Annotated in this window: 20 protein-coding genes and 1 pseudogene; 7 read left to right on the top strand and 14 right to left on the bottom strand. The window is 72.3% G+C overall.

Annotated features, from left to right (window positions below; all coding sequences use genetic code 11):
* Nucleotides 1-20: 20 nt before the first annotated feature.
* Entirely contained in the window at nucleotides 21-761 is a 741-nt protein-coding gene (locus ADK41_RS26840) for an AraC family transcriptional regulator (protein WP_030834849.1), read from the top strand.
* A gap of 66 nt (nucleotides 762-827) precedes the next feature.
* Here ADK41_RS26840 and ADK41_RS26845 read toward each other — a convergent pair whose 3' ends face one another.
* Together ADK41_RS26845 and ADK41_RS26850 are read right to left on the bottom strand one after the other, a co-directional pair.
* Nucleotides 828-2,258: an APC family permease gene (locus ADK41_RS26845; protein ID WP_030834851.1), complete on the bottom strand. Its 1,431-nt coding sequence runs from the start codon at nucleotides 2,256-2,258 to the stop codon at nucleotides 828-830.
* Between the two features lie 720 nt (nucleotides 2,259-2,978).
* The gene (locus tag ADK41_RS26850; RefSeq protein WP_051843542.1) at nucleotides 2,979-3,290 is read right to left on the bottom strand and encodes an STAS domain-containing protein; all 312 of its coding nucleotides are present in this window, start codon (nucleotides 3,288-3,290) and stop codon (nucleotides 2,979-2,981) included.
* A 284-nt stretch (nucleotides 3,291-3,574) separates the two neighbouring features.
* Here ADK41_RS26850 and ADK41_RS39860 point away from each other — a divergent pair.
* Nucleotides 3,575-4,196, top strand: a pseudogene (locus ADK41_RS39860) (IS5/IS1182 family transposase).
* Nucleotides 4,197-4,209: 13 nt separating this feature from the next.
* On the opposite strand, the gene ADK41_RS26855 reads toward ADK41_RS39860, so the two are convergent.
* Together ADK41_RS26855 and ADK41_RS26860 are read right to left on the bottom strand one after the other, a co-directional pair.
* Nucleotides 4,210-5,280, bottom strand: coding sequence for a glycoside hydrolase family 6 protein (locus tag ADK41_RS26855; protein ID WP_234319071.1), 1,071 nt, complete (start codon nucleotides 5,278-5,280; stop codon nucleotides 4,210-4,212).
* A 53-nt stretch (nucleotides 5,281-5,333) separates the two neighbouring features.
* The gene (locus ADK41_RS26860; RefSeq protein WP_199821928.1) at nucleotides 5,334-6,938 is read right to left on the bottom strand and encodes a glycoside hydrolase family 43 protein; all 1,605 of its coding nucleotides are present in this window, start codon (nucleotides 6,936-6,938) and stop codon (nucleotides 5,334-5,336) included.
* Between the two features lie 306 nt (nucleotides 6,939-7,244).
* Here ADK41_RS26860 and ADK41_RS26865 point away from each other — a divergent pair, with 306 nt between their 5' ends.
* The 4 genes from ADK41_RS26865 (at nucleotide 7,245) to ADK41_RS26880 (ending at nucleotide 12,389) form a co-directional block, all read left to right on the top strand.
* The gene (locus tag ADK41_RS26865) at nucleotides 7,245-8,891 is read left to right on the top strand and encodes a glycoside hydrolase family 27 protein (protein WP_030834861.1); all 1,647 of its coding nucleotides are present in this window, start codon (nucleotides 7,245-7,247) and stop codon (nucleotides 8,889-8,891) included.
* A 28-nt stretch (nucleotides 8,892-8,919) separates the two neighbouring features.
* Nucleotides 8,920-10,206, top strand: coding sequence for a cellulose binding domain-containing protein (locus ADK41_RS26870; RefSeq protein ID WP_030834864.1), 1,287 nt, complete (start codon nucleotides 8,920-8,922; stop codon nucleotides 10,204-10,206).
* Between the two features lie 296 nt (nucleotides 10,207-10,502).
* Nucleotides 10,503-10,784 (top strand): hypothetical protein, encoded by a 282-nt coding sequence (locus ADK41_RS26875; protein WP_234319073.1) that lies wholly within the window; start codon nucleotides 10,503-10,505, stop codon nucleotides 10,782-10,784.
* Nucleotides 10,785-10,865: 81 nt separating this feature from the next.
* Nucleotides 10,866-12,389 (top strand): glycoside hydrolase family 43 protein, encoded by a 1,524-nt coding sequence (locus ADK41_RS26880; protein ID WP_030834870.1) that lies wholly within the window; start codon nucleotides 10,866-10,868, stop codon nucleotides 12,387-12,389.
* A gap of 917 nt (nucleotides 12,390-13,306) precedes the next feature.
* Here ADK41_RS26880 and ADK41_RS26885 read toward each other — a convergent pair.
* A complete protein-coding gene (locus ADK41_RS26885) occupies nucleotides 13,307-13,642 on the bottom strand; it encodes a YnfA family protein (RefSeq protein WP_030834873.1) in 336 nt (111 codons plus the stop codon).
* A gap of 495 nt (nucleotides 13,643-14,137) precedes the next feature.
* Complete coding sequence (locus ADK41_RS26890; RefSeq protein ID WP_030834876.1) at nucleotides 14,138-14,473, bottom strand: ArsR/SmtB family transcription factor; 336 nt, start codon at nucleotides 14,471-14,473, stop codon at nucleotides 14,138-14,140.
* A 493-nt stretch (nucleotides 14,474-14,966) separates the two neighbouring features.
* Between ADK41_RS26890 and ADK41_RS26895 the strand changes: the two genes are divergently transcribed.
* Nucleotides 14,967-15,548, top strand: coding sequence for a TMEM165/GDT1 family protein (locus ADK41_RS26895; RefSeq protein WP_030834879.1), 582 nt, complete (start codon nucleotides 14,967-14,969; stop codon nucleotides 15,546-15,548).
* Between the two features lie 849 nt (nucleotides 15,549-16,397).
* On the opposite strand, the gene ADK41_RS26900 is transcribed toward ADK41_RS26895, so the two are convergent.
* The 8 genes from ADK41_RS26900 to ADK41_RS26935 form a co-directional block, all read right to left on the bottom strand.
* On the bottom strand, nucleotides 16,398-17,351 hold the full coding sequence (locus tag ADK41_RS26900) for an ion transporter (RefSeq protein WP_030834882.1): 954 nt from the start codon (nucleotides 17,349-17,351) through the stop codon (nucleotides 16,398-16,400).
* 370 nt (nucleotides 17,352-17,721) lie between these two features.
* On the bottom strand, nucleotides 17,722-18,471 hold the full coding sequence (locus ADK41_RS26905) for a 4'-phosphopantetheinyl transferase family protein (RefSeq protein WP_078662166.1): 750 nt from the start codon (nucleotides 18,469-18,471) through the stop codon (nucleotides 17,722-17,724).
* A 4-nt stretch (nucleotides 18,472-18,475) separates the two neighbouring features.
* Nucleotides 18,476-19,837, bottom strand: a complete 1,362-nt coding sequence (locus ADK41_RS26910; RefSeq protein WP_030834887.1) for an MFS transporter — start codon at nucleotides 19,835-19,837, stop codon at nucleotides 18,476-18,478.
* Nucleotides 19,834-21,360 carry an argininosuccinate lyase gene (locus ADK41_RS26915; RefSeq protein WP_051843544.1) on the bottom strand — a complete coding sequence of 509 codons (1,527 nt, stop codon included), beginning with the start codon at nucleotides 21,358-21,360 and terminating at the stop codon, nucleotides 19,834-19,836. The genes ADK41_RS26910 and ADK41_RS26915 overlap by 4 nt, the downstream gene beginning before the upstream one ends.
* Nucleotides 21,357-22,616 (bottom strand): ATP-grasp domain-containing protein, encoded by a 1,260-nt coding sequence (locus ADK41_RS26920; protein WP_051843546.1) that lies wholly within the window; start codon nucleotides 22,614-22,616, stop codon nucleotides 21,357-21,359. The genes ADK41_RS26915 and ADK41_RS26920 overlap by 4 nt, the downstream gene beginning before the upstream one ends.
* Nucleotides 22,613-23,671 carry a PLP-dependent cysteine synthase family protein gene (locus tag ADK41_RS26925; RefSeq protein ID WP_030834896.1) on the bottom strand — a complete coding sequence of 353 codons (1,059 nt, stop codon included), beginning with the start codon at nucleotides 23,669-23,671 and terminating at the stop codon, nucleotides 22,613-22,615. The genes ADK41_RS26920 and ADK41_RS26925 overlap by 4 nt, the downstream gene beginning before the upstream one ends.
* A 1-nt stretch (nucleotide 23,672) precedes the next feature.
* Nucleotides 23,673-24,590: a kinase gene (locus tag ADK41_RS26930; RefSeq protein WP_037805195.1), complete on the bottom strand. Its 918-nt coding sequence runs from the start codon at nucleotides 24,588-24,590 to the stop codon at nucleotides 23,673-23,675.
* Nucleotides 24,591-24,845: 255 nt separating this feature from the next.
* Nucleotides 24,846-25,859 (bottom strand): alpha/beta fold hydrolase (locus ADK41_RS26935; protein ID WP_245174641.1); only part of this gene is annotated, 1,014 nt, incomplete at its 5' end.

A 25,859-nucleotide genomic window follows, 5' to 3' on the forward strand; every position in this document is an offset into this window, starting at 1 on the left:
TTCCGATAAGCTGCCAGACGATGACGGAAGTCCGCCACACGCCCGTGGCCCCCACCCGCACTCAGCGACTGGCGTCGGGGGCGGAGATCGACGCGCACCGACACGACGACCACCAGATCGTCTACGCGGGCCGAGGCGTCCTGTCCGTGACCACGAGCGCCGGTTCCTGGGTGGCTCCGGCGAACCGCGCCATCTGGGTTCCCGCCGACACCGTCCACGCCCACCAGGCACACGGCGATCTGGAACTGCACCTCGTGGGGCTGCCCGCACGGGAAAATCCCCTGTGCCTGGACGCCCCCACCGTGCTTTCCGTGAGTCCGCTGCTGCGCGAGCTGATCATCGCCTACACCCGCACGGAGGACGACGACAGCCCGGAGCGGACGCGGCTGCGCGCGGTGCTGCTCGACCGGCTACGGATCTCGGTGCAGCAGCCCTTGCACCTGCCCACACCGAGCAACCCCCTGCTGGGGACGGTGTGCGACCTCCTGAGGGCCGACCCGTCGGACAACCGCACACTCGCCGAGCTGGGGCGGGAGGTCGGCGCGAGCGACCGCACGCTCTCCCGGCTGTTCAACAAGGACCTCGGCATGACGTTCCCCCAGTGGCGCACCCAGCTGCGACTCCACCACGCACTGGTCCTGCTGGCCGAGCGGACACCGGTGACCAAGGTCGCGAACCAGTGCGGGTGGTCGTCCACCAGTGCCTTCATCGATGTGTTCCGCCGTGCGTTCGGTCATACGCCGGGGACGCACTCCCGATGACCGGGCCGGCTCGGCCGGCGGGCTGCGGCGCGGGGTCCGTGAACCGCCCGGTGGAGGCAGGGGCACTCAGTGATGTGCGGTCTCGTCCGGCCGGTCGAGGTCGGAGACGGACGCGCCGCGCCGGATGAGCCAGGTGATCGCCCACAGGGCCACACCGATCAGCAGCAGGACCCCTGCGATGCGGTACTGATCGGCGGGGCGTCCGGAGGACCAGGGCAGGACCAGGTAGAGACAAGTGAGCGCACCCGCCACGGGCAGCAGCCGGCCCGCTCTGAAGTGCGGCGTGTCGACCCTGTCCCGGCGCAGCACGAGGACCGAGAGGTTGACGCCCGCGAACACCGTGAGGAGGAGCAGCGACGTCGTTCCGCCCAGCAGGGCCACGACCGGGCTGTCGGGTTGGAGCGAGACGAAGGTGATGAGGCCGAAAGCGATGGCGGTGGTGAACAGGATCGCCACCTGTGGAGTACGCCGTACGGCGTGCACCTTGGACAGGGAGGGCGGCAGCACCCCCTGCTTGCTCATGCCGTACAGCAGGCGGCTGGCCATCAGCATGTTGATCAGTGCGGAGTTGGCCACCGCGAACATGGAGATGAACGGCAACAAGTCGGAGATGGGGAAGTCGGGTGCGGCCGTCTGCACCACGGTGGCCAACGGAGTCTCGCTGGAGGCGAGCCGACCCACGGGGACCACAGCCACGGCGCAGACGGACACCAGGACGTAGATCAGCCCGGTGACACCCAGACCGGTGAACATCACGCGCGGAAAGACGCGCGCCGGGTCCCTCGTCTCTTCCGCCATGTTGACCGAGTCCTCGAAGCCGACCATCGCGAAGAAAGCCAGCGACGTCGCGGTGCTCACCGCCAGGAACACGCCCTTGTCCGAGGCGGTTTCGAAGGCGACGGCACGGGAGAAGTCCGCGTTTCCGCCCGCGATGAAGTAGCCGCTGATCAGGACGACGAGGAGCAGACCGGAAAGCTCCACCACGGTCAGCAGCACGTTGACCTTGAGGCTCTCCGTGACACCGAGGAGGTTGACCAGCAGCACCAGGCACATGAAGCCGAGGGCGATCAGCAGGACGAGGGTGTTCCCCGCGTCGATTCCGAAGCCCGTCACCAGGTTCGCCGCGAAGGCCCGCGAGGCCGCTGACGCCGAGGTGATACCGGAGCACATCACGGTGAAGCACACCAGGAAGGTCAGGAAGTGCTTGCCGAACGCCTTGTGCACGTACAGGGCGGCGCCGGCGGCCTGCGGGTACTTGGTCACCAGCTCCAGGTAGGAGCAGGCGGTGACCAGCGCGACGGCGAACGCGATGACGAACGGCAGCCATGCCGCGCCTCCGACCTCCCCCGCGACCTGTCCGGTCAACGCGTAGATCCCGGTCCCGAGGACGTCGCCGACGATGAACAGCAACAGCAGGCCCGGGCCCATCACCCGCTTCAGTTCCGGCTGGCCCTCGGCACTCGGTGCGGACGAACCCGGTAAGTCCGTTCGGGACATGGAGCACTCCTTGTCGTGGTGGCGGTCGGGGGACCGTGTCGCTCACGGGCGTTTTCGCTCAACTGGCCTACCCCGATGCAGGCGGTGTCGACCCGAGCTCGCTCCGCTTCGGCGGAGACCATCGGTGTGGTGGTCGGACCGTCGAGGAGGCCTCGTGGTCGGCGGGAGTACGGTAGCCGAGATTCCCGTGCGGCCGATTTCCGTTCCAGGTGTCCGGTCTCGAGCCACCGCGTCATCGACCGCCGCGGCGCGATGTGAGGGAGATCACCCTACTGCGGTCCGGTGGGGCGGAGCCGCCTTTCCCCGGATGTCGGCTCTCCGGGGCGCCTCAGGAAACCCGGGAGCCCGTCGGGACGTCAGTCGCCGACGGTCGGTTCACGGCGATACGGGCGGCCGGGCGCTCAGGCGCTCGTGTGCCTCCGGCGACCATGACGGGGCATCGGCCACGCTTCCCGTCGCCGATCGACTCGTGCCCCGGATCACGGTCGGACCGGACCCCCGTGGTGCGGCCGCTCCGAGGACCGGAGCGCTTGCGCGAGGATCGCGGGGTCTCCCCGCACGGCGCCGCGCGATCAGACGTCGGACCGCGGATCCTGTATGACCATCACAGCGGACCGCCACAGTGGGGGTGACGAACCTCCGGCATCTGACACCACGGCAGCCGAAGAGCCTCGAGAAGACGCCTCCGACCGGCGGGGAGGGCGAACCGCAACGGGAGTGTCAGGCGGTCAGGGCCTGCCCGGTGCCGGGACGGCAGGCGATGAAGGCGCCGGCGCCGGTCACCTGCGGCACGCGCCGGACAGGCCGCTGGGCGCCGGCGACGCGTACCCGCCCTGCTGCCTCCGTTGTCCGCGGATGCGCCGCGACGAAGACGTTGACGCCGGTGGAGTCCATGAAGGTCACCCCGCTGAGATCAGCGACGATCCGCGTCGACGCAGTCCCTTCCTCGTCCAGCAGGGCCTCGCAGAGCATGTCCTGGGCGTCGTCATCGATCACGCCGTGCAAAGTCACGAGGCGGATCCCGTCGATCACGCGGTGCTCGGTGAAGAGACGGTCCGGCCGGTCGGCCCGGTCGGTGGGGGCACGGTCTCCTCATAGTCGATCCGGGCGCGCCCCCTCGGCGACGGGGTGCGGGTGATTCCGCCCCGCCGGTACGGTCGGATGCGCCGGGGGCGTGCAGTGACGCACGCCAGGGGTACGGCATGTAGGGCGGTAGCCGGGGTGCCGGCGCGTTTTCGGGTAGAGGTCGAAGGACGAGCCCGGTCCCGGTCCCGCTCACCGGGGAGGTCGTGTCCCGGTCCGTCCACCCGTCGTCCATGGATCTGTCCAGCCGCACCCTGCGGTACCCGACCGGGTGACTCGTCGTCCGGCGGCGGGAGGCCGGCACCCGGTGGCGGCGGCCGGGCCGCCCTGGCCCACCTGCGGTGCGGCGGCACCTACGTGCGGTCTGCCGCCGGGTTCGGCATCGGCGTCGCAACCGTCCGTCGCTGCGTGCGCGAGGCCGTTGAAGTGCTCGCGGCTCTCGCACCGAGCCGGGCCGAGGCGACGGCGACGGCACGGACGAAGGCCTTCGTGATCCTGGGCGGCACTCCCGCAGCCTTCGGCCGGGAGACGCCCCCGGCCGAAGGCTGGGGGAGGTCGCCGCGGACACTTCGCACTGCTCCGAAAAGCACGAGCGGCACGGGATGAACGGTCCCGGCCCCACGGACCCGTTCGGGCGGCGGCCAGGAGCCTCCCCCGCGCTGCCAGGCGCCACCCACGACCTGACCGCGCCCCGCGCACACGGGATCGTCCGTGCCCTCACGGAGGCGGGGCCCGCGTGCTGGGCCACGGCCGCCCCGCACGGCCGGCGCCCGCCGCGGAGGCCCCGCTGCGGGCACCCACCGCATCACCGACATCGTGAAGGCGGTCCTCACCCTTCACCACGCATCGGCATGAGGCCGAGAACGGCTCAGTAGCCGTAGATCATCTTGTAGGCGACCTCCGGGAGGAACTGTCCGGCCGTGGAGCCGGCTCCGACTCCGCAGTTGCCGTCGGACTCCCCCGGGGTCTTGATCCACAGCAGCATCTCGGCGCCTCCGCCCGTCCGGGTGGGTGTGCCCGTGCGACGGCCCGCGGGGTTGCACCACTGGCCGTTGGAGCCGTTGCCGTTGCGGCTGGTGTCCACGACGAACGGCTTGGTGTAGCCGTAGCGGGCAGCGAGCTCGCTGTTGACGGCGTTGCCGAAGGCGGTGTTCTCGGCGGTGGTGAAGTAGTTGGAGACGTTGAGGGAGAAGCCGTGCGCCTGGCGGAGGCCGGCTTCGTGGAGGCGCCGGGCCATGGTCGCGGGACTGGCCCAGCCCGGGTTGCCGGCGTCCATGTAGACCCAGGTGTTGGGAGCCTGGCGGCCGAACTGAGCGAGGGCGTTGGTGAGCATGGCCTCGCGTTCGTCGATCTGGCCCTGTGTCATGCAGCCGTAGTCGCCGAGGGAGTCCGGTTCGAGGACGACGACGGCCGGGCGGGTGCCGATACCGCCGGCGAACTGGGCGATCCAGTTCGCGTAGGCGGACGGCGAAGCGGCTCCGCCCGCGGAGTGCCCGCCGCAGTAGTCGCGGTTGTAGATGTTGTAGGCGACGAGGAGGGGCAGTTTGTCCGCGTGGTCCGCCGCTCCCACGTAGGCCCCGGTGGCGGTGCCGATGGTGCCGCTCCAGGAGCCGAACCAGCGGGCCATCGGCGTGTTGGCGATCGAGGCGTTGATGGCGGCGGCCCGGCCGTCCCCGGGGTTGGCGGCCGCCCACCTCTTCGCGCTGGAGTCGGGGTCCACGTAGAACCCACTCGTCATGGTGGTGGGGTCGGCCGCGTGTGCGGAAGGTGCGGCGGCCCCGGAGTACCGTCCGGACTGGGCGGCTTGGGCGCCCGGGGTGGAGGCCTGGGCGGCGACGGCGGGTGAGCCGGTCGCGGTTCCCGGGGTGACCAGGACGGTCGCGGCCAGCAGGCCCACGACGGAGGCCCGGCGCATGCCGAGCCGTTTCAGCGGGTTCATGAGGCTCCTCGTAGGGGTGGGGGTGACGGGGTGGCGCCGTTCGCCGGACCGGTTCAGGGCGTGGACAGCTCGAACCGTGTGACGCGGACCGCGCCGCCGAGCGCCTGTGTGGCGTGGTTGAACAGGGCGAATCGGTAGCCCATGAAGAACCGCCAGTCGTTGCCCATGGAGAAGGCGGGTCCGAGGCGGGTGAAGGTGGTGCCGTCGGTGCTGTAGGAGAAGGTGCCGGGGCGTGGCGCGCCGGGGCGGATGTCCGCGTTGGCGCGCAGCCAGACGCGGCCGCCGGAGAGGGGAGCGCTCGCGACCTCGTAGCCGGTGTGGGTGGTGTTCCAGCTGGTGTCCATGGTCAGCCCGGTGACCATCACCACCCGTGTCACGCCGCCGTCGCGTTTGACGCCGATCCAGGCCGAGGAGTCCCGCAGCAGCGCGAGTCCGGTCCGGTCGCCGTCCCGCATGGCGGAGTGGTCGAGCTGGACCGTGGCGGTGGAGGTGGGGCCCTGGATGCGGTGCGTGAGGGTGTTGCGGGCCCAGTAGAGGTCCTGGGTGACGGTCGCGGTCCGCAGGGTCAGGCCGTCGCCGACCGACCACTTGGTGGGGTCCGGGTTGTGGTTCCACTCCCATCTCGGCTTGAGGGTCGTGCCGTCGAAGGTGTCGACGCCGGTCATCGGGGTGACCTGGCGGGGCGGGGCGGGTACGGCCGGGCGGGGGTACGACGCGCCCCACGCGCCGTTCACGAGCTGCACGACGGGCCAGCCGTCCGCGGTCCAGGTGACCGGCGCCAGGGCGGGCATGCGGCCGCCGGGATACGCGTCGACGAAGGCGAGGTAGTACCAGGCGCCGCTCTGTGTCCGCACCAGTCCGCCCTGGTGGGGGACGCCGCCGCCGGGGATCGGTCCACGCAGGTCGAGCAGGACCTGCCGCATCGTGTACGGACCGAAGGGGCCACCGGACGACTTCAGGATGTACTGGCCGTTCGCGGGGCGGGTCAGGAAGATGTAGTACTGCCCGTTGATCTTGTAGAAGCGGGCGCCTTCGAGGGTGCCCACACTCGAAGGAGTCCTGAAGACCTCCTGCGTACGGACCTGGCTGCGGCCGTCGGGGGAGAGCTGGGCCACGCTGATGGTGGTGTTCCCGTACGCCACGTACAGGGTGTCGTCGCTGTCGACGAGCAGTCCGGCGTCGTAGTAGGGGGTGCTGATCGTCGTCAGCCTGTTCCAGGGCCCCTCCACCGCGGTGGCGGTGTAGATGTACGTCCGGGCGAAATCGATCTGGCCGAGCCAGTAGAAGGTCCTGTTGCTCGGCCGGTAGGCCAGTGACGACGCCCAGATGCCTCTGACATAACCTCGGGCGCCGTTCAGGTCGTACTTGGCGCCGAAGTCGAGCACGGGCACCGAGTGGCCGGCGATCTCCCAGTTCACCAGGTCGTACGACCGCAGGACGGGGGCGCCCGGCGAGTAGTGCATCGTCGAGGCCGAGGCGTAGTAGGTGTCGCCGACGCGGATGACGTCGATGTCCGCGAAGTCCTGCCAGATCACCGGGTTCGTGTACGCCTCGGCGGCCGCGAGGGCACGACCGTGGGGAAGCAGGGCGCCGGCGGCCAGGCCGGTGCCGGCGGCCAGCGCACGGCGACGGGAAATCGATTGATGAGTCCATGACATTTCCACTGCGGGGTGCCCTCCTCGCGCCTCGCCCCCTGGGGACGGCTTGCTCCGTTTGGTATTTCGAACGCGGATCGAAAGGTCGAGCAGTCTGGATGATAGGGGGCCGACGGACGCCGTCAATACTTCTCGCACTATTCGGAGATCGGTCGAAACATTCGAACGGCGGACCGTCGATCCTTTGCAGGTGACTGAAGTTGCCGCACCGCGGACTGTTGACACGACCGGACTCCCCCCTAACATCCCTGACACCACGAATTTCCGAACGAGGCTCGAAATTTCGAATCCCCTCCGAAGGAGCCCTTGGTGTCCAGACGATCAGGCGGACGACTGCGCCGCCTCCTCACGGCCGTCGCACTGACGGCGGCCATGTCCGTGACGGCCACAGCCGAGTCCACCGCGTCGGCCGCACCGGGCAGTCCGGCGTCCACCCCACCGCTGGGGTGGAACAGCTGGAACAGCTTCGGGTGCGGGATCACCGAGGCCCAGGTCCGCCAGGCCGCCGACGCGATGGTGTCCTCGGGCATGCGGGACGCCGGCTACCGGTACGTCGTGGTCGACGACTGCTGGTTCGATCCGCAGCGCGACGCCCGGGGCGACCTCCGGGCCGATCCGGCCAAGTTCCCCAGTGGGATGAAGGCGCTCGGGGACTACATCCACGGCAAGGGACTGAAGTTCGGCATCTACCAGGCGCCCGGCGAGCGCACCTGCGCGCAGGCCGTGGGGAGTTACCCGGGAGCCACGGGCAGCAGGGGCCACGAAGCCCAGGACGCCGCGACCTTCGCCTCGTGGGGCGTCGACTACCTCAAGTACGACTGGTGCTCCCCGAGCGGGACCCGTGACGAGCAGGTGGCGCGGTTCACGCTCATGCGCGACGCCCTGCGCGCCACCGGGCGGCCGATCGTCTACAGCATCAACCCCAACAGCCTGCACGCCCCCACCGGCGCCGCGTACAACTGGGGCGAGGTCGCCGACCTGTGGCGGACCACCGAGGACCTGCTCGACATCTGGCAGAACGGCAACACCAACAGCTATCCCATGGGCGTCGGCAACGTCCTCGACGTCACCGCTCCGCTGGCCGCGCAGTCGGGGCCAGGACACTGGAACGACCCCGACATGCTGGTCGTCGGCCGCCCCGGTCTGTCGCTGACCGAGTCCCGCTCCCACTTCGCCCTGTGGGCGCTGCTGGGCGCCCCGCTCATGGCCGGCAACGACATCCGCACCATGTCCGCCGACGTGAGCGCGATCCTGCGCAGCCCACGTCTGCTGGCGGTCAACCAGGACCCGCTGGGCGCGGGCGGGCGCAGGGTCCGCGACGACGGCGCCACCGAGGTGTTCGCCAAACCGCTGGCGGACGGTTCGGTCGCGGTGGGCCTGTTCAACCGGGGGGCCGGCACCGCTACGGTGACCACGACGGCCGCCCAAGCCGGTCTTTCCGGCGGGTCGTTCACCCTCACCGACCTGTGGAGCGGCGGCACGTCGAGCACGTCCGGGCAGATCTCGGCGAGCGTCCCCGCACACGGCGTCGCCGTGTTCCGGGTGACCGGCGGCAGCCCTCTGCCCGCCACCACGTCCCGTCTGCGGGGCAACGCGTCCGGCCGCTGCGCGGACGTGGACGACGCCTCCACCGCCGCGGGTGCGACGGTGCTGATCTGGGACTGTCACACGGCCGCCAACCAGCTGTGGACCACATGGGCCGGTGGCGAGATCCGCGTCTTCGGCGACAAGTGCCTGGACGCCTACGAGCAGGGCACCGCCAACGGCACCCGTGTCATCACCTGGCCCTGCAACGGCCAGAGCAACCAGAAGTGGACCGTCGGCGCCGACGGGTCGATCCGCAACGTCCACGCCGGACTGTGCCTCGACGCCAACGGCGCCGCGACCGGCAACGGGACCCCGCTGGTCCTGTGGACCTGCAACGGCCAGGCCGGCCAGAAGTGGTCCCGCGCGTGAGCAACCACCTTCCAGGAACAGGAGTTTCATGTCGAGGACGAGAAGCCTCTTATGGCCTGCCGTGGTCGCGGCGCTGTTGGTCCTGAGCACGGCGGGCACGGCACTGGGCCACAGCAGGGGCGAGAACCCTCCGCTCTCCGCCCCCCGCACGGCTGCCGCATCCGCCGACACCGCCGCCCCCAGTCCCGGCTGCGGCAAGGCCCCCACCCTCACGAGCGGGACCCACACCATCGTCAGCGGCGGCAAGAACCGCACCTTCATCCTGAGAATCCCCGACGGCTACGACCGCAGCCGCGCCCACCGGCTGGTGTTCGGATTCCACTGGCTGGGCGGCACCTCGAGCGACGTCGCCACGGGCCGCACCGTGGAAACGGGCACCTGGGCGTACTACGGGCTCCAGCGACTGGCGGGCGACAGCACCGTCTTCGTCGCACCGCAAGGCCTCAACAACGGCTGGGCCAACACCGGCGGGGAGGACATCGCGTTCGTCGACGACATGATCAGGCGGATCGAGGCGGACCTGTGCGTCGACACGACACAGCGCTTCGCCCTGGGATTCAGCTACGGCGCCGCCATGTCGTACTCCCTGGCGTGTTCCCGTGCGACGGTCTTCCGCGCCGTCGCCGTCCAGAGCGGCGGGCAGCTCAGCGGATGCAGCGGCGGCACCCAGCCCATCGCCTACCTCGGAGTGCACGGCCTCAGGGACAGCGTCCTCGGCATCTCCGGCGGACGGGCGATGCGCGACCGGTTCGTCAGGAACAACGGCTGCACCTCCCAGAACCCGCCCGAGCCGGCACCGGGCAGCCTGACGCACCGGGTCACCACCTACTCGGGCTGCTCGGCCGGCCACCCGGTCGCCTGGGCCGCGTTCGACGAAGGCCACATCGCCGCCCCGCAGGACGGATCCCCAGGTGACAACGGCACCAGGACCTGGCTGCCGGGTGAGGTGTGGAGGTTCTTCACCCAGTTCCAGGCCACCGAGCCGCCGCCGGAGACCGCCACCTGCCGGGTCACGGGCACCGTCAGCGCCTGGAACACCGGGCTCACTGCGAACATCACCGTCACCAACACCGGCACGACGGCGGTCGACGGCTGGTCCCTCGGGTTCACCCTGCCGAACGGCCAGACCATCACCTCCGGCTGGAACGCGGACTACTCCCCCGTCTCCGGCCGGGTGACCGCCAGGAACGTCGCCCACAACACCACCATCGCCCCCGGCGCCTCCGTCGACATCGGCTTCCAGGCCGTCCACACCGGCAACACGGCGCCACCCGGCTCCTACACCCTCAACGGCACTGCCTGCACGGCGCCCTGACCACTCCTTCGAAGTCCCACGCCCTGTGCGCAGGAGCTGGATCCCGGGTGGTGAGGGTCGTTTTGATCCTCGGCCCGAACTCGCCCCGGCCTCGGCCGGGGCGAGTTCGGGCCGAGGCCGGGGGCGGGTCCGTTCCGGCCACGGCCGGTACGGCGTCGAGACCGGTCACGCTCAGGTCGGAGGAGGTCGCGCGGACGCGGTCGACGAGCGCTTCCATGAGGAGTGCGGGACGCTGGAGCGGGCCCGCGGGGACGAGGGGCGTCGGGTGCGCACACGAACCGATTATGATCTTGGTCATGTCTGTGCAGAGTTCCGACAAGAACCTTTCCCGTAAGCAGAGGCTTCAGGAGAAGCAGCGCCGCCAGTTGGCGGTGGTCGACACCGTGGACAAGGCCGAGGCGAAGGCCCGCAAGGCAGAGGTCGAACTGGCTGTGGCTGTCGCCGAGGCCGTGCAGGTGTTCGGCGACGAGCAGGCGGCGTCCGAAGGGCTCGACATGCCGGTCGATGCGATCCGGCGCTTCCTCGGCATGGCGCAGGATGTGGCGGCCGATGCCGGCGACGGCTCTGGCCCGTCCTGAATCCGGCCCACGTCCCCGGGCGGTACGCCTAGACTCGCTCCACGGCGCCCGGCGGCTCGAAGGGAAGACGTTTTCGTGCACATGTACGACAACCCTGTGATCAGCGGGTTCCACCCTGATCCGAGCGTGTGCCGGGTCGGCGACGACTACTACCTGGTGTGCTCCAGCTTCGAGTACTTCCCCGGGCTGCCGCTCTTCCACAGCAAGGACCTCGTGCACTGGGAGCAGATCGGCAACGTGCTCGACCGGCCCGGGCAACTGCCGCTGCCCCTCCCCGGCGCCAAGGCGTCCGGAGGCCTCTACGCCCCCACGATCCGCCACCACGACGGCCGCTACTGGGTCGTCAGCACCCATGTCGACGGTGGCGGCAACTTCGTCGTCTCGGCCGAACGGCCCGAGGGGCCGTGGAGCGACCCGGTGTGGATCGACCTGAACGGGATCGACCCCGACCTGGCGTGGGAGGAGGACGGCACCTGCTGGTGCGCCTTCTCCGGCCCCGAAGGGGGCATCAACACGGCCAGGATCGACCCGGTCGGGGGCGAGGTGCTGGAGGGGCCTTTCGCCACCTGGTCGGGCAGCGGCCTCAAGTACCCCGAGGCGCCGCACCTCTACCGCATCGGCGACTGGTGGTACCTGCTGATCGCGGAAGGCGGCACGGAACGCGGCCACAGTGTGTCCATAGCCCGCAGCCGCTCGCCGCGCGGTCCCTGGGAGGGCGCACCCGCCAACCCCCTGCTGTCCCACAGCGGTACCGCCCGCCCCATCCAGAACACCGGCCACGCCGACCTGGTGCAGGCTCCCGACGGCAGTTGGTGGATGATGCTGCTCGGCGTCCGCCCCCGCGGCTTCACGCCCGACGTGCACGTGCTCGGCCGCGAGACGTTCCTGACCCCCGTGGAGTGGGACGAGGACGGCTGGCCCGTCGTCGCGCCCGTTCCCGAGAACCACGCGGCCCCGGGCGGCGCCTGGCATCCCGTTCCGGCACCGCCCGCCCGCGACGACTTCGACGGGGCCGCTCTCGCGCCGCACTGGATTTCGCCGTTCGTCCGCACGGAGGGGTCCTGGTCGCTCGCCGAGCGCCCCGGCCGGCTGGTTCTCAGCGCCACCGGCCCCACCCTCGACCGCCCCGGGTACACCTTCGTCGGCCGCCGCCAGCAGCACCACGACTGCCGCGTCACCACCATGATCGACCCGGGTACGGGACGCGGTGGTCTCTGCGTACGCCTGGACGAGGCCCACCACTACGAACTGGAGGCCGGGGACGGGGAGGTCGGCGTCGTCGCCCGGATCGGGCCGCTGCGCCAGACCGTGGCCCGTCGGCCGGTCCCGGCCGGGCCACTGCCCCTCACCGTCACGATCCGGACGTCAGGCCTCGTGCCCGCGTCGCCCGAACTCACCGACGGCGGCACCACGGGCCCCGACACCATCTCCTTCTGGCTCGACGACCCCGACGCTCCGGACGCCCGGCCGCTCGCCGAACTGGACGGGCGCTACCTGTCCACCGAGGTCGCCTGCGGCTTCACCGGCCGTGTGATCGGCATGTACGCCATCGAGGGCGCGGTCGCCTTCGACTGGTTCGAGTACGCCCCGGCGCCGTCCGTGTGACGCTCGGGTGTGCGGGCGGGCGCCGGTGGATCTCCAGGGCCGACCCGAGGAAGACGTCGAACCACCCGCCGATCAGGAGGACCGGGATGTCGATCGCATCGATCCGGTCGACGATCTCCCCCTCGCGGTGACACGCCGACCCGAGCGGTTCCCGCGACCGGTCCAGACCCCACCCGACGCCTGGCCGAGGTGCGAGGCCTGCCGGGTCGTGAGGACGATGCGGACCGGACGGCATCGGAGTCCTTGGCGGAAGCGGTCCGGTATGACGTGGGCGCCGCCGTGGCCCATGCTGAACGCACCCGCGCCCACGTCGGCTCCGCGGCCGGGCGGGCGAGCCCAAGGGGGACGGGTCCTGAGCAGCCGTCTCGTCGACGCGGGGCGGGTGGCGCCGCACTCCATGCACGGCCCCGGCATGGGGCCGGCGTTTTTGGAGGTCGTGACGGATCCCGCAGCGCGTCTGTGCGATGTCCGCCGGCGGGCCTTTTCGGGGGCCTTCCCCATGAGGTCCGCCGGCGATCCGATGGGCGCCGGCTGGGAACGTGGAGCTCTTCCTGGTGGGCCTCCGTGAAGGGCCGGTGCTGTGGGCGGTAGTCGGGTACTGCCCTGTCCGCCTGCTGGAAGCACGTCAACCGAGGGCCGCGCGTCGGCCGCCCGCGAAGAACGCCGGGGAGACGGGTGCTGGGCGACGAGGAAGTCCTCAAGGCCGTACAGGGCTGCATCGAGGAACGAGGGGGATCCCTGGCAGGGCCGCTGTCGGATGCCTCCGCTCTCCCCCCTCCGGTCGGCCGAGGGTCGTGGTTCGAGGAGCCGGTTCCTGCGCCGGCAGCCGGCGGAGCGCACCCCTGTGGTCCCGGCTCCGGCTGCCTGTGGCACCTGTGGTGCCCGACCACTGGGACGGCGGAGGGGGGTGAGGGCGATCAGTGGTTGCGGGGCGCGTACATGATCACGGCCATGCCGGCGAGGCAGATCAGCGCACCGATGACATCGAAGCGGTCGGGGCGGTAGCCGTCGGCGACCATCCCCCAGGCGATCGACCCGGCCACGAAGACGCCGCCGTACGCGGCCAGGATCCGCCCGAAGTCGTCGTCACTCTGGAAGGTGGCGACGACACCGTAGAGCCCGAGGGCGATCACGCCGGCGCCGATCCAGATCCAGCCTCTGTGCTCACGGATGCCCTGCCACACCAGCCAGGCCCCGCCGATCTCGAACAGGGCGGCGGCGACGAACAGGGCAAGGGAACGAGCGACGGTCATACCGGCTGACCCTACCGACGGGCGTGCCGCTGATCTTCAGCGGATCCCCGGACGTCCGGCAGCCGTATCCGCCCGCACCCGCGGTCTTCGGTGCGCAAGAGCAGGAGCGACGGCGCCGGCCCGACCACCGGGTCCCGCCGGCGAGCACGGCCGGGACGACCGCGACGGCGGCAGCCGGCCCGCCACCGCCCCGGCGCCGGCCCCGACGGCGCCCGCCGTGATCAGGACGGGCGGCGCGCAGCACGCCACGCAGGCCGGGGCGGCCAGGCCCTCGAGCGCCTTCGGAGCGCGGTGGGAACGGGGGTCAGCAGCAGGGACCGGCACGGCGGTTCTCCTCGGCGAGACCGGTGAACGGGACGGGGCGACAGGGGCTTCCGGCGCAGACGGTCAGGTCGTCGCAACCCGCCTCGGGCGGCGACCAGCAGGCGTACGCGGCCGGCGAGCGCTTCGCGGCGGGCCGGGGACGACCTGAGGGGAGCGACACCCCGGCGGCCGTCAGCAGCAGCCCTTCGTGCCGGCGTCCACGCGGGTGCGGTCGGTCCCGACGGCCACCACGGCGGTGCGCAGGTCGTCCAGGGCGCGGCCGAGGCGTGCGTCGGCGAGCGCGTAGCGGGTGCGGCGGCCGTCGGGCACGGTGACGACCAGGCCCCAGTCCCGCAGGCACGCCGGACGGTTCGGCAGCCGCGTACGGGAGATCCCGAGACGGTCGGCGAGGTCGGCCGGGCAGGCGGGGGCCTCGCGCAGGACGAGCAGAACGCGGCAGCGGATCGGGGCGGCGAGCGCGCGGCCGAACCGGGCCGGCGCCTCGATGCCGGAAGCGGCAGTCGGCACGCCCCGACCGCACAGGAAATCCTGGATTCAGGAGAACCTGTGTTTTTGGCCGGCGGTACGGCTCACGCCGTTGACACGGAGTAGCCGCGCACTTCGGGCGCTCCTGTGCGCGGGCCGCTTCAGCCGGCCTGCCGGACTCCTGCGGCCTGCCGTCCCGGGAAGGCCTGTGCCGAGGGCTGCCCACCGGGACCGGGACGGCCGCCCGAGGTCACGGAGTGCAGCGGGGTGCTCCGGGACGGGTCCGAGCGTGTAGGGTTTGGGACTGCGAAGGGGAGTAGTCCCGCAATACCGCTGGTCGACATACTGGACGGCTTGTCCGTCCCGGCCATCGGGCCCCGGCATCATCGCCGTGGCGGACGAGACCTTCGGCCATGCATGACCACCGTGTCCGCACATCCGTGCGGGCAGATCCGTCGTGCCGGGCCGAACCGGTTCTCGCCGCCCGCACCACTGCTGCGCGAACCGGTGGCCCGGCCCAGCAGAAAGCACCAGGATGACTTTCGACCCCCTGGCGATCCTCACTGCCTTCGGGCTGATCTTCCTTGCCGAGCTCCCCGACAAGACGATGTTCGCCTCACTGGCCATGGGCACCCGCATGCGCCCCCTGTACGTGTGGTTCGGCACCTCCACCGCGTTCATCGTCCACGTCGCCATCGCCGTGGGCGCCGGCAGCCTTCTCAGCCTGCTCCCCGACATGGCGGTCAAGCTCGTCTCCGCCGCCCTGTTCGCCTTCGGCGCCGTCGTCCTCCTGCGCAGCGGCGACGACGAGGACGACGAAGACGGAGCGAAGGCCCTCACCGGCTTCTGGCCCGTCTACACCACTGCCTTCATGGCCGTCTTCATCAGCGAGTGGGGCGACCTCACCCAGATCACCACCGCCAACCTCGCCGCCACCAACGGCTGGCTGCCCACCGCCATCGGCTCCGCCGCCGCACTCATGTCCGTCTCCGCCCTCGCCCTGCTCGCGGGCCGCTTCATCGCCAAGCGCGTCCCGCTGAAGACCGTCCAGCGGTTCGGCGGCCTGTGCATGGCCGCACTGGCCCTGTGGACCCTCATCGAAGCCTTCACCGGCTGACGAGCCCGGGCACGGTCGGCGGTGGGGCGTCGAAGGCTTCGGCACGGTTTTGTGTTCCCATCCGCCGTGCCGAGGCCAGGCCCCGATGGCCCGCGGCGGCGGGGATCCCCACCGCGGGGCCGTCGGCCAGGAGTCCGGCCGGCCCCAGCCGGCGGAGCGTGGGTGATGTCCGCGCAGCTGCCGGGCCCGGTCGGGCCGCGGAACAGCACCCGGCCGTCGCCATCCGTGACGACCGTGGTCCTGACCGCGTTCCGCTCGCTCGTGCAGGAGACGAACCCGTCCCGGTCCTCACGTCCGGCGCCCGGCCGCCGGACCCGGGTCCCGGTGCCGTCGACGATCCCGGTCTTCCCGCCGGCACCGGGACGGTCGACGACCTCGGCCGGGGTCCGCAGTCGCACGCCGGGGCCGACGGTGCGGCCGCGCTCGGCGGGCAGCGGTCGCACCTCGCCGACGGCGCGGGTGGTGGTGGACCGGTCCACGCTGAACCAGCGGACCAGCCCGTCCTGGGCGGTCCGCGTCAAAGGTGCACGAGGGTGGCCGGAAGGCGGTCGACGCACACCAGCCGACACGAGACGCGTTCCCCGCCGCACGACCGATGAGCGGCGATCACGAGCTCGACGCCTCACCGTTTACCGTGCACGAGTTCGGCAGCCGCTCCTGGCCCGGCGCGTGCCGGGCTCCGCCGCCACCGGTTGGACGGCGCTCGGTCCCGCGAGCAGTGCCCGGCCCTCGTCGCACGAGGAGTCCACCCCCGGTGGAGACCTGGCCGGCCCCTCGGCGACCGAACCCTTCACGAACACCCGCTCGTCGGAGCCGAGGACGACGGCCGGGAAGTCCTGGACGCCGTGGTCAAGGACAGCGGGACCGAGGCTCCGCGCTCCGCGCCGTCCGTCCCCCGCCCCCTTCTTCGTCCCCGGGCGGCCCGGCCCGGACGGCAAGCTCGCGTTCCAGGTCGTCCAGGGCCCTGCGGGCCGCCTCGATGCGCCGGCGCAGTCGCTGTTGGTCCGCCCGGTGCGGAGCCGGGTGGCGTGCTGTCGGCGCCTCTTCCTCCTCGCCCAGGTCCCGGGCCTCGTCGAGGGAGGTGAGGACGACGCCGATGAGGACGTTGACCAGGACGAAGGAGGCGAGCAGGACGTAGGAGGCGTAGTAGAGGAGACTCCAGCGGGATATCTCCAGGCCCGCGTGGATCGCGTCACCGATGCCGTCGAGCATCATCAGGAGGAAGAGGGTGAGGACGGCGCGGCCGATGGAGCCGTAGTGCTCGGGGTCGTGGTGGCCGAAGAAGACCCAGCCGACCATGGCGTACACGTACAGAAGCAGGGCGCCGACGAGCAGGAAGCTCAGGGTGCCGGGCAGGCTGCGGGCGACCGCGACGAGCACGACGCGCAGCTGAGGCAGGAAGCGGGCGGTGCGCAGGACCCTGGCCAGCCTGAGCAGCCGCAGCACCGTGGTGTTCTCACGGACGACGGGCAGGAAGGCGCACAGGACCACGGCCAGGTCGAAGAGGTTCCACGGGTCTTTGCAGAAGTCCCGTGGACGTTCGGCGTGCGCGGCCATGCGCAGCAGGATCTCGACGGTGAACGCGGCCAGACAGGCGTGCTCGGCCAGCCGTAACCAGCGGTGCCACTCCTCGACGACTCCGGAGTACGTCTCCAGGCCCAGCAGCACGGCGTTGGTGAGGATCAAAGCGAAGACGGTGAGGGCGAACCAGCGGGCCTCCGTGAGGTCACGGCAGTGGCGTGCGAGTCTTCGGCACCCGGACGGGGCGAGGGATTCGGCTACGTGGTCTTGGTGCTGCGGCATCCTGCTGCCATGTCTCCTCCGTGCCTGCGGCGGTCCGTACCGGCCGGGTCGGCCGGTACGGAACCGTTGAGCGATCATGCTCCAGAAGAGACTTCTACAACACTGTAGTCATCAATGCGCGAGCACCCCGGGAAAATCCGGGCCGGTGCTCGCGCTGCGGCCCCGCAGGCGGCTCGCCAGGGGCACCGTGCCCGTCGTGACCGGCGCCGACGCCCGGCTCGTCATGACCGGCCGGCCGCTGTCCCAAAACCGCCACGGATGCAGGGCGGGGAACCACCTCCAGGATCAGGCGCGCCGAGCCCGCCGTCGACGAGCGCCCGTGGCTGACGAGGTCCGGGCCGGGGTGGTCGACGGCCCGACGACGAAGGTGTCAGAGCCGGTTCACCCGGGGGAGCGAAGTCGTCAGTGCGCCGTGGACGGCCACCGCCGCCGCGTAGCCGCGGTCCACGGGGACGTCCAGGAGGGACCAGCCGGTGGGCGGGTGAGGGCCGTCCGGGCCTCCGGAGCCCACGTAGTCGGCCGCCGGGTCGCGGCCGAGGCCCGTGCCGAGGCCTTTGAGGTAGGCCTCCTTGCGGGTCCACAGGCGGGCCAGCGCGCGGGGGCGGCGGAGGGGCGGCAGTGCCTCGATCTCCGCCTGTTCGGCCGGGTGGAGCATCGCGGCGAGTTCGGCGGCGCTGCCCGGGTCGGCGATCAGGTCCACGTCCACGCCGATGGGGGCCACCGCCGTTCCCATGAGGACCAGGTCGCCCCGGTGGGAGAGCGAGAAGTGCAGTTCGCGGGTAGCGCCCAGAACGGTCGGCCGGCCGTGCGGTCCGCCGCAGCACGGGCAGCTCTCGCGGCCGTAGCGGATGTCCTGGGGGCTGGTGCCGAGGTAGGCGCCCAGCAGTCGGCGCAGCGCCAGGTGGGCCGCGGTGAAGCGGATCCGGTCGTCCGCGTGGGCCAGTTCGGCAGCGCGTTGCCGTTCGGCCGGGTCCAGTACGGCCGTGTCGAGGGCGGTGCCGCGGACGTCGGGGACCCTCAGGAGGTAGAGGTCGAGGGAGCCGGGGCGGGGCAGTGCCCGTCCCGGGGGAGCCGCCGCGTGCGGCAGGGTGCCGCTCGCGGCGGGCGGGGAACCGCTCATGGGATCACTCTCCGTCCCCTTCGTGTCCGATGACGGTGCGCGGGCTGCCGTCGGCCGCGCCCTGCTCCGCCCCGGGACGCCTGCGGGCCGGGGCCGGCCCCTCGGGTGGTTCGGTCGGCAGGTCGCGGTGGGCGCGCAGGGGGCCGACCAGGAGCAGGGCCGAGCTGACCGCCAGGCCGCCGGTGAGCAGCCACAGCGCGGGGCGTACGCCGAGCGCGCCGCCGAGGACGCCGCCGAGCAGCGAACCGACGGGTATGGCACCGAAGTTGGCGACCGACATGCTGGCCGTGATCCGGCCGAGCAGGTGCGGCGGGCAGTACTGCTGGCGGAACGTGCCCTGGATGACGTTGGCGGAGACCACGCCCAGGGCGAGCACCGCGCCGCCGAGTGCGAGCAGGACGACCCGCCACCCCGGTTCGGCCAGCGGGACGAGCAGGCCGAACGGCGCGGTGGCGAACTTGCACAGCAGCATGCCGCGGGCGGAACCGAGACGCCGGGCGAGTGCGCCCGCGACGACGGCGCCGAGCAGCCCGCCGACGCCGGCGCCGGCCAGCAGCCAGCCCACCGCGGACTCGTCGACGCCCAGGTCGCGGACCAGGAAGACGGTCAGGAGGGCTTGGTAGCCGGTGAGCAGCAGGTTGGTGACGGTGCCGTAGGCGGTGAGGACGCGCAGGTAGGGGTCGTCCATCGTGTAGCGGAGGCCGTCGCGCACGTCCTGGCGCAGCGGCCGGGACGCGGGGGGCGTCTCGGGACGGGGCTCGACGCTGCGGATGCCGAGCAGGCACAGGGTGGAGGCCAGGAAGGTCGCGGCGTTGACGAGGAGACCGCTGACCGCTCCGAGCGCTCCGGCCAGCATGCCTCCGGCGCCGAGGCCGGCGAGCTGGGCCGCGGACTCGCTGCCCTGGAGTTTGGTGTTCGCCTCGGCGAGGTCCTCGCGGTGGACGACGGAGGGCAGGTAGACGCGGTAGGCGATGGAGAAGAAGACGTTCGCCAGGCCGGTGAGCAGCGCGACGACCATGAGGTGGGTCATGGTCAGGACGTCCAGCCAGGCCGCGAGGGGCACGCCGGCCAGCAGGACCAGCGAGCCCAGGTTGCAGACCAGCATCAGCGGGCGGCGTGGCAGCCGGTCCACCCAGGCTCCGGCGGGCAGGCCGACCAGCAGCCAGGGCAGCCAGGCCGCGGCGGCCAGCGCGCTCACCCAGAAGGTGCTCGCCTGGAGGCTGACGACGGCGACCAGCGGCATGGCGACACCGGTGATGTTGCTGCCGAACCGGCTCGTGGTCTCGCCCGCCCACAACAGCCGGAAGTCCCGTTGGCGCAGCAGTCCGCCGCGGAGCCGCGGTGCGGTGGCGGTCGGTGTGCTCATCGGTCCGTCATCACCCTGGCCACCTCGTCGGTCAGCCGGGCGGCGGCAGCGGCCCAGCGTGCTTGGCGGGCGGTCAGCTCCGTTCTCGCGGCGCCGAGTGCACGGTGTGCCCGGGCCAGGGCCGCGTCGGGCGCGGCACCGCCGGGGCCGCCACCGTGGGCGCAGGTGGCGGCGACCGTCTCCGGCTCCAGCCAGTCGGCGGGGTAACCGGCGGCGGCGTCGGCCACGGCGGGCTGCGCGCGGGCCGCCTCGGACAGCGGGAGGTCGCCGTCCAGTGCGGTGAGGACGGTCTCCCCGACGAGGTGGTGGGCGGTGCGAAAGGGCATGCCCTCGAGGACGAGGCGTTCGGCGAGGTAGGTCGCCGAGGTGAAGCCGTCCCGGGCCCGGGCCCTCATGCGCTCGCGGTCGGGTTCGGCGCCCGCCACGACGAGCCGCAGCAGGGTCGTCGCCTCCTCGGTGCCGGCGAGACCGGGCCACAGGTGGCGTACGGCCTCGGTGCCGACGGCGATGGCGTTGGTGTAGCCGGCGGTGGACATGGCGGTGGCGGCGCCGGTGAAGCCGGCCAGGGCGGCACTGGAACGGCCCTGGATGTGCTCCAGCAGGAAGGGGTTGCGCTTCTGCGGCATCATCGAGCTGGAGCCGACCAGGTCGTCGGCCATCCGCAACAGCCCGAACTCCTCGGTGGTCCACCAGGTCAGGTCGCGGGCGATCCGGGCCATGAGCACACCGAGGACGGCCGCGGCCGACAGCATGCGCAGCGCGAAGTCGCGGGAGGCGACGGCGTCGACCGAGTTCGGCGCCGCCCCGGTGAAGCCGAGGAGTTCGGCGGTGCGGCCCGGGTCGACGGGTACCGAGGTGCCGCCGACGGCCCCGGCGCCGAGCGGGTTGACGTCGATCTCCCGCCCCGCCTCGAGCAGCGCCTCGGCCGAACGCAGCACCGCGCCGGCGACCCCGGACAGGTAGTGGCCGTAACTGATCGGCACCGCGGGCTGGCCGTGCGTGTAGGCGGGCATGGTCACGTCGCGGTACCGCTCGGCCCGGTCCAGCAGGACGTCCGCCAGCTCCAGGACTTCGGCGAGCAGCCGGGCGTGGGGAACGCGTACCCGGAGCCGTACGGTGGTGGCGTTGAGGTCGTTGCGGGAGCGGCCGGTGTGCAGCACACCGCCGGTCCGCTGGCCGAGGCGGTCCACGAGCCAGCCCTCGTACGCCAGGTACAGTCCGCGTGGCATGGGACGGTCCCGGACGGGCGCGAAGTCGGCGGCGCGCAGGGCGTCGATGGTGTCCAGGAGGGCCCCCACGCGGGAGGCGTCCACGATGCCGCGCTCGGCGAGCATGACCAGGTGGGCCCGGTCCACCTCGCTGATCAGCCGCAGCTCCTGCCCGATCGGGTCGTCGGCGCCGGTCCGGTACTGGTCGTAGACGATGCGGTGGGCGCGGGCGTCGAGCGCGGTGCGCAGCCGTCCGGTGTCCACTCCCCCGGTGCCGTGTGCCGCTTCCGGTGCGGTGTGCGGTGCCGTGCTCATACCGGCATCGCCTCCTTCGTGGAGATGTGTTCCAGGGCGGTGGCCAGGCCGAGGGCGCGGGCGGTGTCGGCGGCTCGCGCCGACTTCCCGGGGCCGGCCGCGACGGCGATGACGTGGCCGAGCCGGCCGCGGAAGTCCTCGGCCGGTCCGACGCGGCTGCCGGGCGGGCGGTAGAGCGCGGCGTCCACGACACCGGGCACGGCGAGGGCCGCGGCCTCGGCGGCGTCCGTGTCCCCGAGGACGGCGTCGGTGCCGGCGGTGAGGAACCGGATGGAGGCCGCGCCCACGGCGTCGGCCGTGCCGTCGAGGTCGACGGGCAGGCCGAGTCCCGCGCGCACCTGGGCGTCGACCAGGTCGGTGCCCAGGGCGCGCCGCACCAGTTCCGGGATCATCCCGCCGGCCAGGCGCGGGTTGACCTCGATGACGCGGGCCACGCCACCGTCCAGGCGGAGTTCGACGTGGGCCGCGCCCCAGCCCAGGCCGAGCGCCTTGACGGCGTGCACGGCGCTGCCGGCCAGTGCGGCGGCCTCGGCGGCGGGCAGTGCGGCCGGCACGTCGTGGCCGGTCTCCACGAAGACGGGCGGGGCGCCGACGTGCTTGGCGACGGTCACCACGGCGTGCTCGCCGAACACCTCGACGGAGAACTCGGGGCCGGTGAGGTACTGCTCCACGAGGACCAGGGCGGGCGTGCTCAGCCCGCGCTCGTTGACCGTCGCGGCCAGCAACCCCTCGGCGTGCGCGGCGACTTCACGGCTGTTCCGGCACAGGCGTACGCCCAGGCTGCCCGAGCCCTGCACCGGTTTGACCACCACCGGGCCGCCCCGCCACTGCGCGGCGGCGACCGCCTCGGCGGCCTCGCCGGCCACCGAGAACCAGGGGACGGGCACGCCCGCCTCGGCCAGGGTGCGGCGCTGCACGGACTTGTCCCGGCAGGCGCGCACCGCGCCGGCCGAGGGACCGGGCAGTCCGAGCCGCGCCGCCAGCTCGGCGGCGGTGGCGACGTAGTACTCCGAGCTGGACAGCACACCGGCGACGCGCGCTCCGGTGGCGAGCCGCTGCACGGCGGCCCACAGGGCGTCGCCGTCCGCGGTGTCCACGACGACCGTGCGCAGCTCGTCCTCGGCCGCGTAGGGATAGCGGCCGGGGTCGGCGCCCAGCAGCACGGGCTCGGCTCCGAGGGCTCGGGCCCGTTGCGCGAACTGGCGCCCCGTACCGGTGGTGTTGGACTCGACGAACAGCAGCAGTGGAGTGTTCACGCGTCCGCCTCCGGCATCATCACGTCGTCGAGACCACGCCGCGCCCAGAGCAGACGGGACCAGGAGGGCGGGGCGTCGAGGGGATGGGCGACGGTCAGGGGGCCGCCCGGGGCGGGGGCCGGTTCGATGCCCTGTTCGCGCAGCCAGTCGGTGTTGTAGACGGTCGACTGGTAACGGTAGCCCTCGTCGGGCAGGATCATGACGACCGTGCTCTCGGGGTTGCGCGCGGCCCACCAGGAGGCGACCTGGAAGGAGGCGCCACTGGTCGGGCCCATGAACAGGCCGTGAGTGCGGAACAGTGCGTGGGTGGCGTGGAAGGCCTCGGCCGCGGTGACCCAGTGCACCTCGTCGTAGGCGGCGTGGCGGACGTTGCCGGGGTGGATGCTGCTGCCGAGCCCGCGCAGGGTGCGCGGTCCGTCGGGGGCGCCGAAGATGATCGAGCCGTGGGTGTCCACGCCGACCAGGTGCAGGGCCGGGTCCGCGGGGCGCAGCGCGGCGGCCAGGCCTCCGGTGGAGCCGCCGGAGCCGACCGGTCCGACCAGGCAGTCCACCGAGCCGACGGTCCCCCCGATGAGTTCGGCCACCACCGCGTAGGCGCCGGGGTTGTCGGGGTTGTCGTACTGTCCCGGGACGAAGCTGTCCGGATGCAGCCGGCGCAGTTCCTCGACGCGGGCCAGGCGGGCCCCCTGGATGCCGCCGGGCTGACCGGCGTACTCGACGATCTCGACGGTGGCGCCCAGCATCTCCAGCCGGGTGCGCAGGTCCCGGTCTATCGCGGAGTCGCCCACGATGGTCAGGCCGTAGCCGCGCAGCCGGCACACCATCGCCAGGCCGAGCGCGAAGGTGCCGGAGGAGGTCTCGATGATCCGGGTGCCGGGCCGCAGCTGCCCGGCGGCCTCCGCGCGGTCGATGATGAACCGTGCGGGCAGCAGCTTCATCAGGCTGAACGCGGCCGCGTAGAGGTTCTCGCTCACCTGGATGATGCGGGGCAGCTCGGTGGCGTCCACCACCGAGTCGTGCACCCGCGCGGCACCCGCAATCGTGGAAGTGGTCATGTCAGTCACCCGTCGTGAAGATCCACTGCTCGTGGATGCCGATGTCGTGCAGCAGTTGCCGGCCGTGCTCGGTGCGGGCGGCGACCTCGGGGTCGTCGCGGTCGTAGAGGAGTCCGGCGATGTCCCCGCTGTGCGCGGTCTGGATGCCGAGAGCTCCGGTCTCCCGCTCGACGGCACGCAGGCTGTCGAGGAGCGGGATGGGCAGGTGCCGCTGGTTGATCCCGGTGCTGGCCGAGGCCACCGCGCCGACCAGGGCGACGTCCTTGGTGTGGATGGCCTCGCGCAGCATCGCCTGCAGTTCGGCGAAGACCCCGACCTCCGTGCGGTCGTAGTGGGCCGGCGGGAGGGCCAGGGTGTCGACGCCCCGGCCGTCGTTCTCGGGCCGGGAGCCGAAGCCGAGGACCCGCACGGCCGGCATCCGGTAGCCGAAGTCCTCGATGACCTTGCCCTCGCGCTGCGCGAACAGCACCGAGCTCTCCTTGAACATCAGGGAGTCGGAGGCCGTCTCGGCGCGCACCGCGATCCGTGCGACGTCCTCGGGCCGCAGCGGACGCACCAGGGCGTCCTGCACGGCCCAGATAGCCGCCAGCACGTCGCTGGTCGAGGAGCCGAAGCCGCGGCACAGCGGAACGTCGCCGGTCAGTTCGAGATGCCCGCCGACCGGCCCGTCCCCGGGCCGGACACAGGCCTCGACGGCGAGCTGCGCCGCGCGCCGCGCCTTGGTCTTCCAGGGCGGGGAGACGGTCAGCTCCTCGCCCCGGGCGGGGATGAAGGACGCCTGGGTGGTGTGGACGGTGCAGGGCATCGTGACCAGCCCCCGGGTGAGCTGACCCCGGTGCGGAAAGACGCCCTGGAGAATTTCGCCGTGATGTATCGGCGCGGAAGCGACGCCGACGCGCCAACCGGAATGATCCACCATGTCCTTGACTTCCTCTGGGGGCCGGACCGGACCGCTCACTGGGTCTGGCCGATCATGCGGACCCCTCCACGCTAGGTACCGCCCGGGTGCGGATCCGGCTGGTGAAGCGGCAGTATGCGGGCAGTTCGCGGCCGGCGGCGCAACGGAAGTGCTCGGCGGAGGAGGTGCGGACAGGCCGCCGGGGCCCGTACGGCGTCGAGTCCGCCGTACGGGCCCCGGTGGCCCGTGCCGTGTCCCAGTCGTCCCGGAGGCGCCTCAGATGCGGGCCGGCCGCAGGCGGCGGGCGAGCACCTCCCCGACCGCCCGCAGCGGTTCCGCCTCGGTCATCCGGGCGTGCTCGCAGTCGACCGCGAACTCCTCGATCCGGCCTGTCACGTACGGCGCCCAGGCCGCCGCCCCCGGCTGTGCCGCCGGGGTGCCCGTCGCGTCGAAGAACAGCGCGTCGCCGCCGAAGCGGACGCCCGGCACGTACCGGTAACGCATCCGGAGGTTGTCGAGGGCGGCCGCCACGACCGCCGCCGCCTGCGCGTGCTCCAGACCGGCGAGAACCGGGTCCGACTGCCGCAGCTTCTCGGCGAGTTCGGCGATGTCCGGCACCGAGTCCGCGCACCGCACCGGTACCGACTCGCCCCGGCTGCCGAGCAACGCGGTCAGTACGTGCCGGCCGTCGATCTCGGGCGCCCGGAACCCGCCGGGCAGCGGGTAGGAGTCAAGCAGTGCCAGCAGGGCCACCTCCTCCCCGGCCGCTTCGAGGCGGGCGGCGACCGCATGTGCGACGAGCCCGCCGAAGGACCAGCCGAGCAGGTGGTACGGGCCGTGCGGCTGGACCTTGCGGATCTCGGCGAGGTAGTCGTCCGCCATCTCCTCGATGGAGCCCGGCGCCCCCTCGGTACCGCCGAGCCGGCGGGCCTGGAGGGCGATCAGCGGCCGGTCGGCACCGAGGTGCGGCAGCAGTCCGGCATACCCCCAGCTCACTCCGGAGACGGCGTGCACGCAGAACAGGGGCGCCGTGTCCGCGTCCCGGCCGGTCGCCGCCCTGATCGGCAGCACGGTGTCGAGCGGGTTGCCGCCGCCGCCCGCCGCGATGTGCTCGGCGAGCAGCGCCGGGGTGGGGCTCTGGAACAGGTCGCGGATGGTGACGCGGGTGTCCCAGACGGTGCGGATCCGGCTGATGAGCCGGGTGGCGAGCAGGGAGTGTCCGCCGCGGTGGAAGAAGTGGTCGTCGATGGTGACGGAGGGCAGGGCGAGGGTGTCGGCGAAGAGGCCGCA

Origin of the sequence: Streptomyces caelestis (assembly GCF_001279005.1) — a bacterium.
Classification (GTDB): domain Bacteria; phylum Actinomycetota; class Actinomycetes; order Streptomycetales; family Streptomycetaceae; genus Streptomyces; species Streptomyces heliomycini.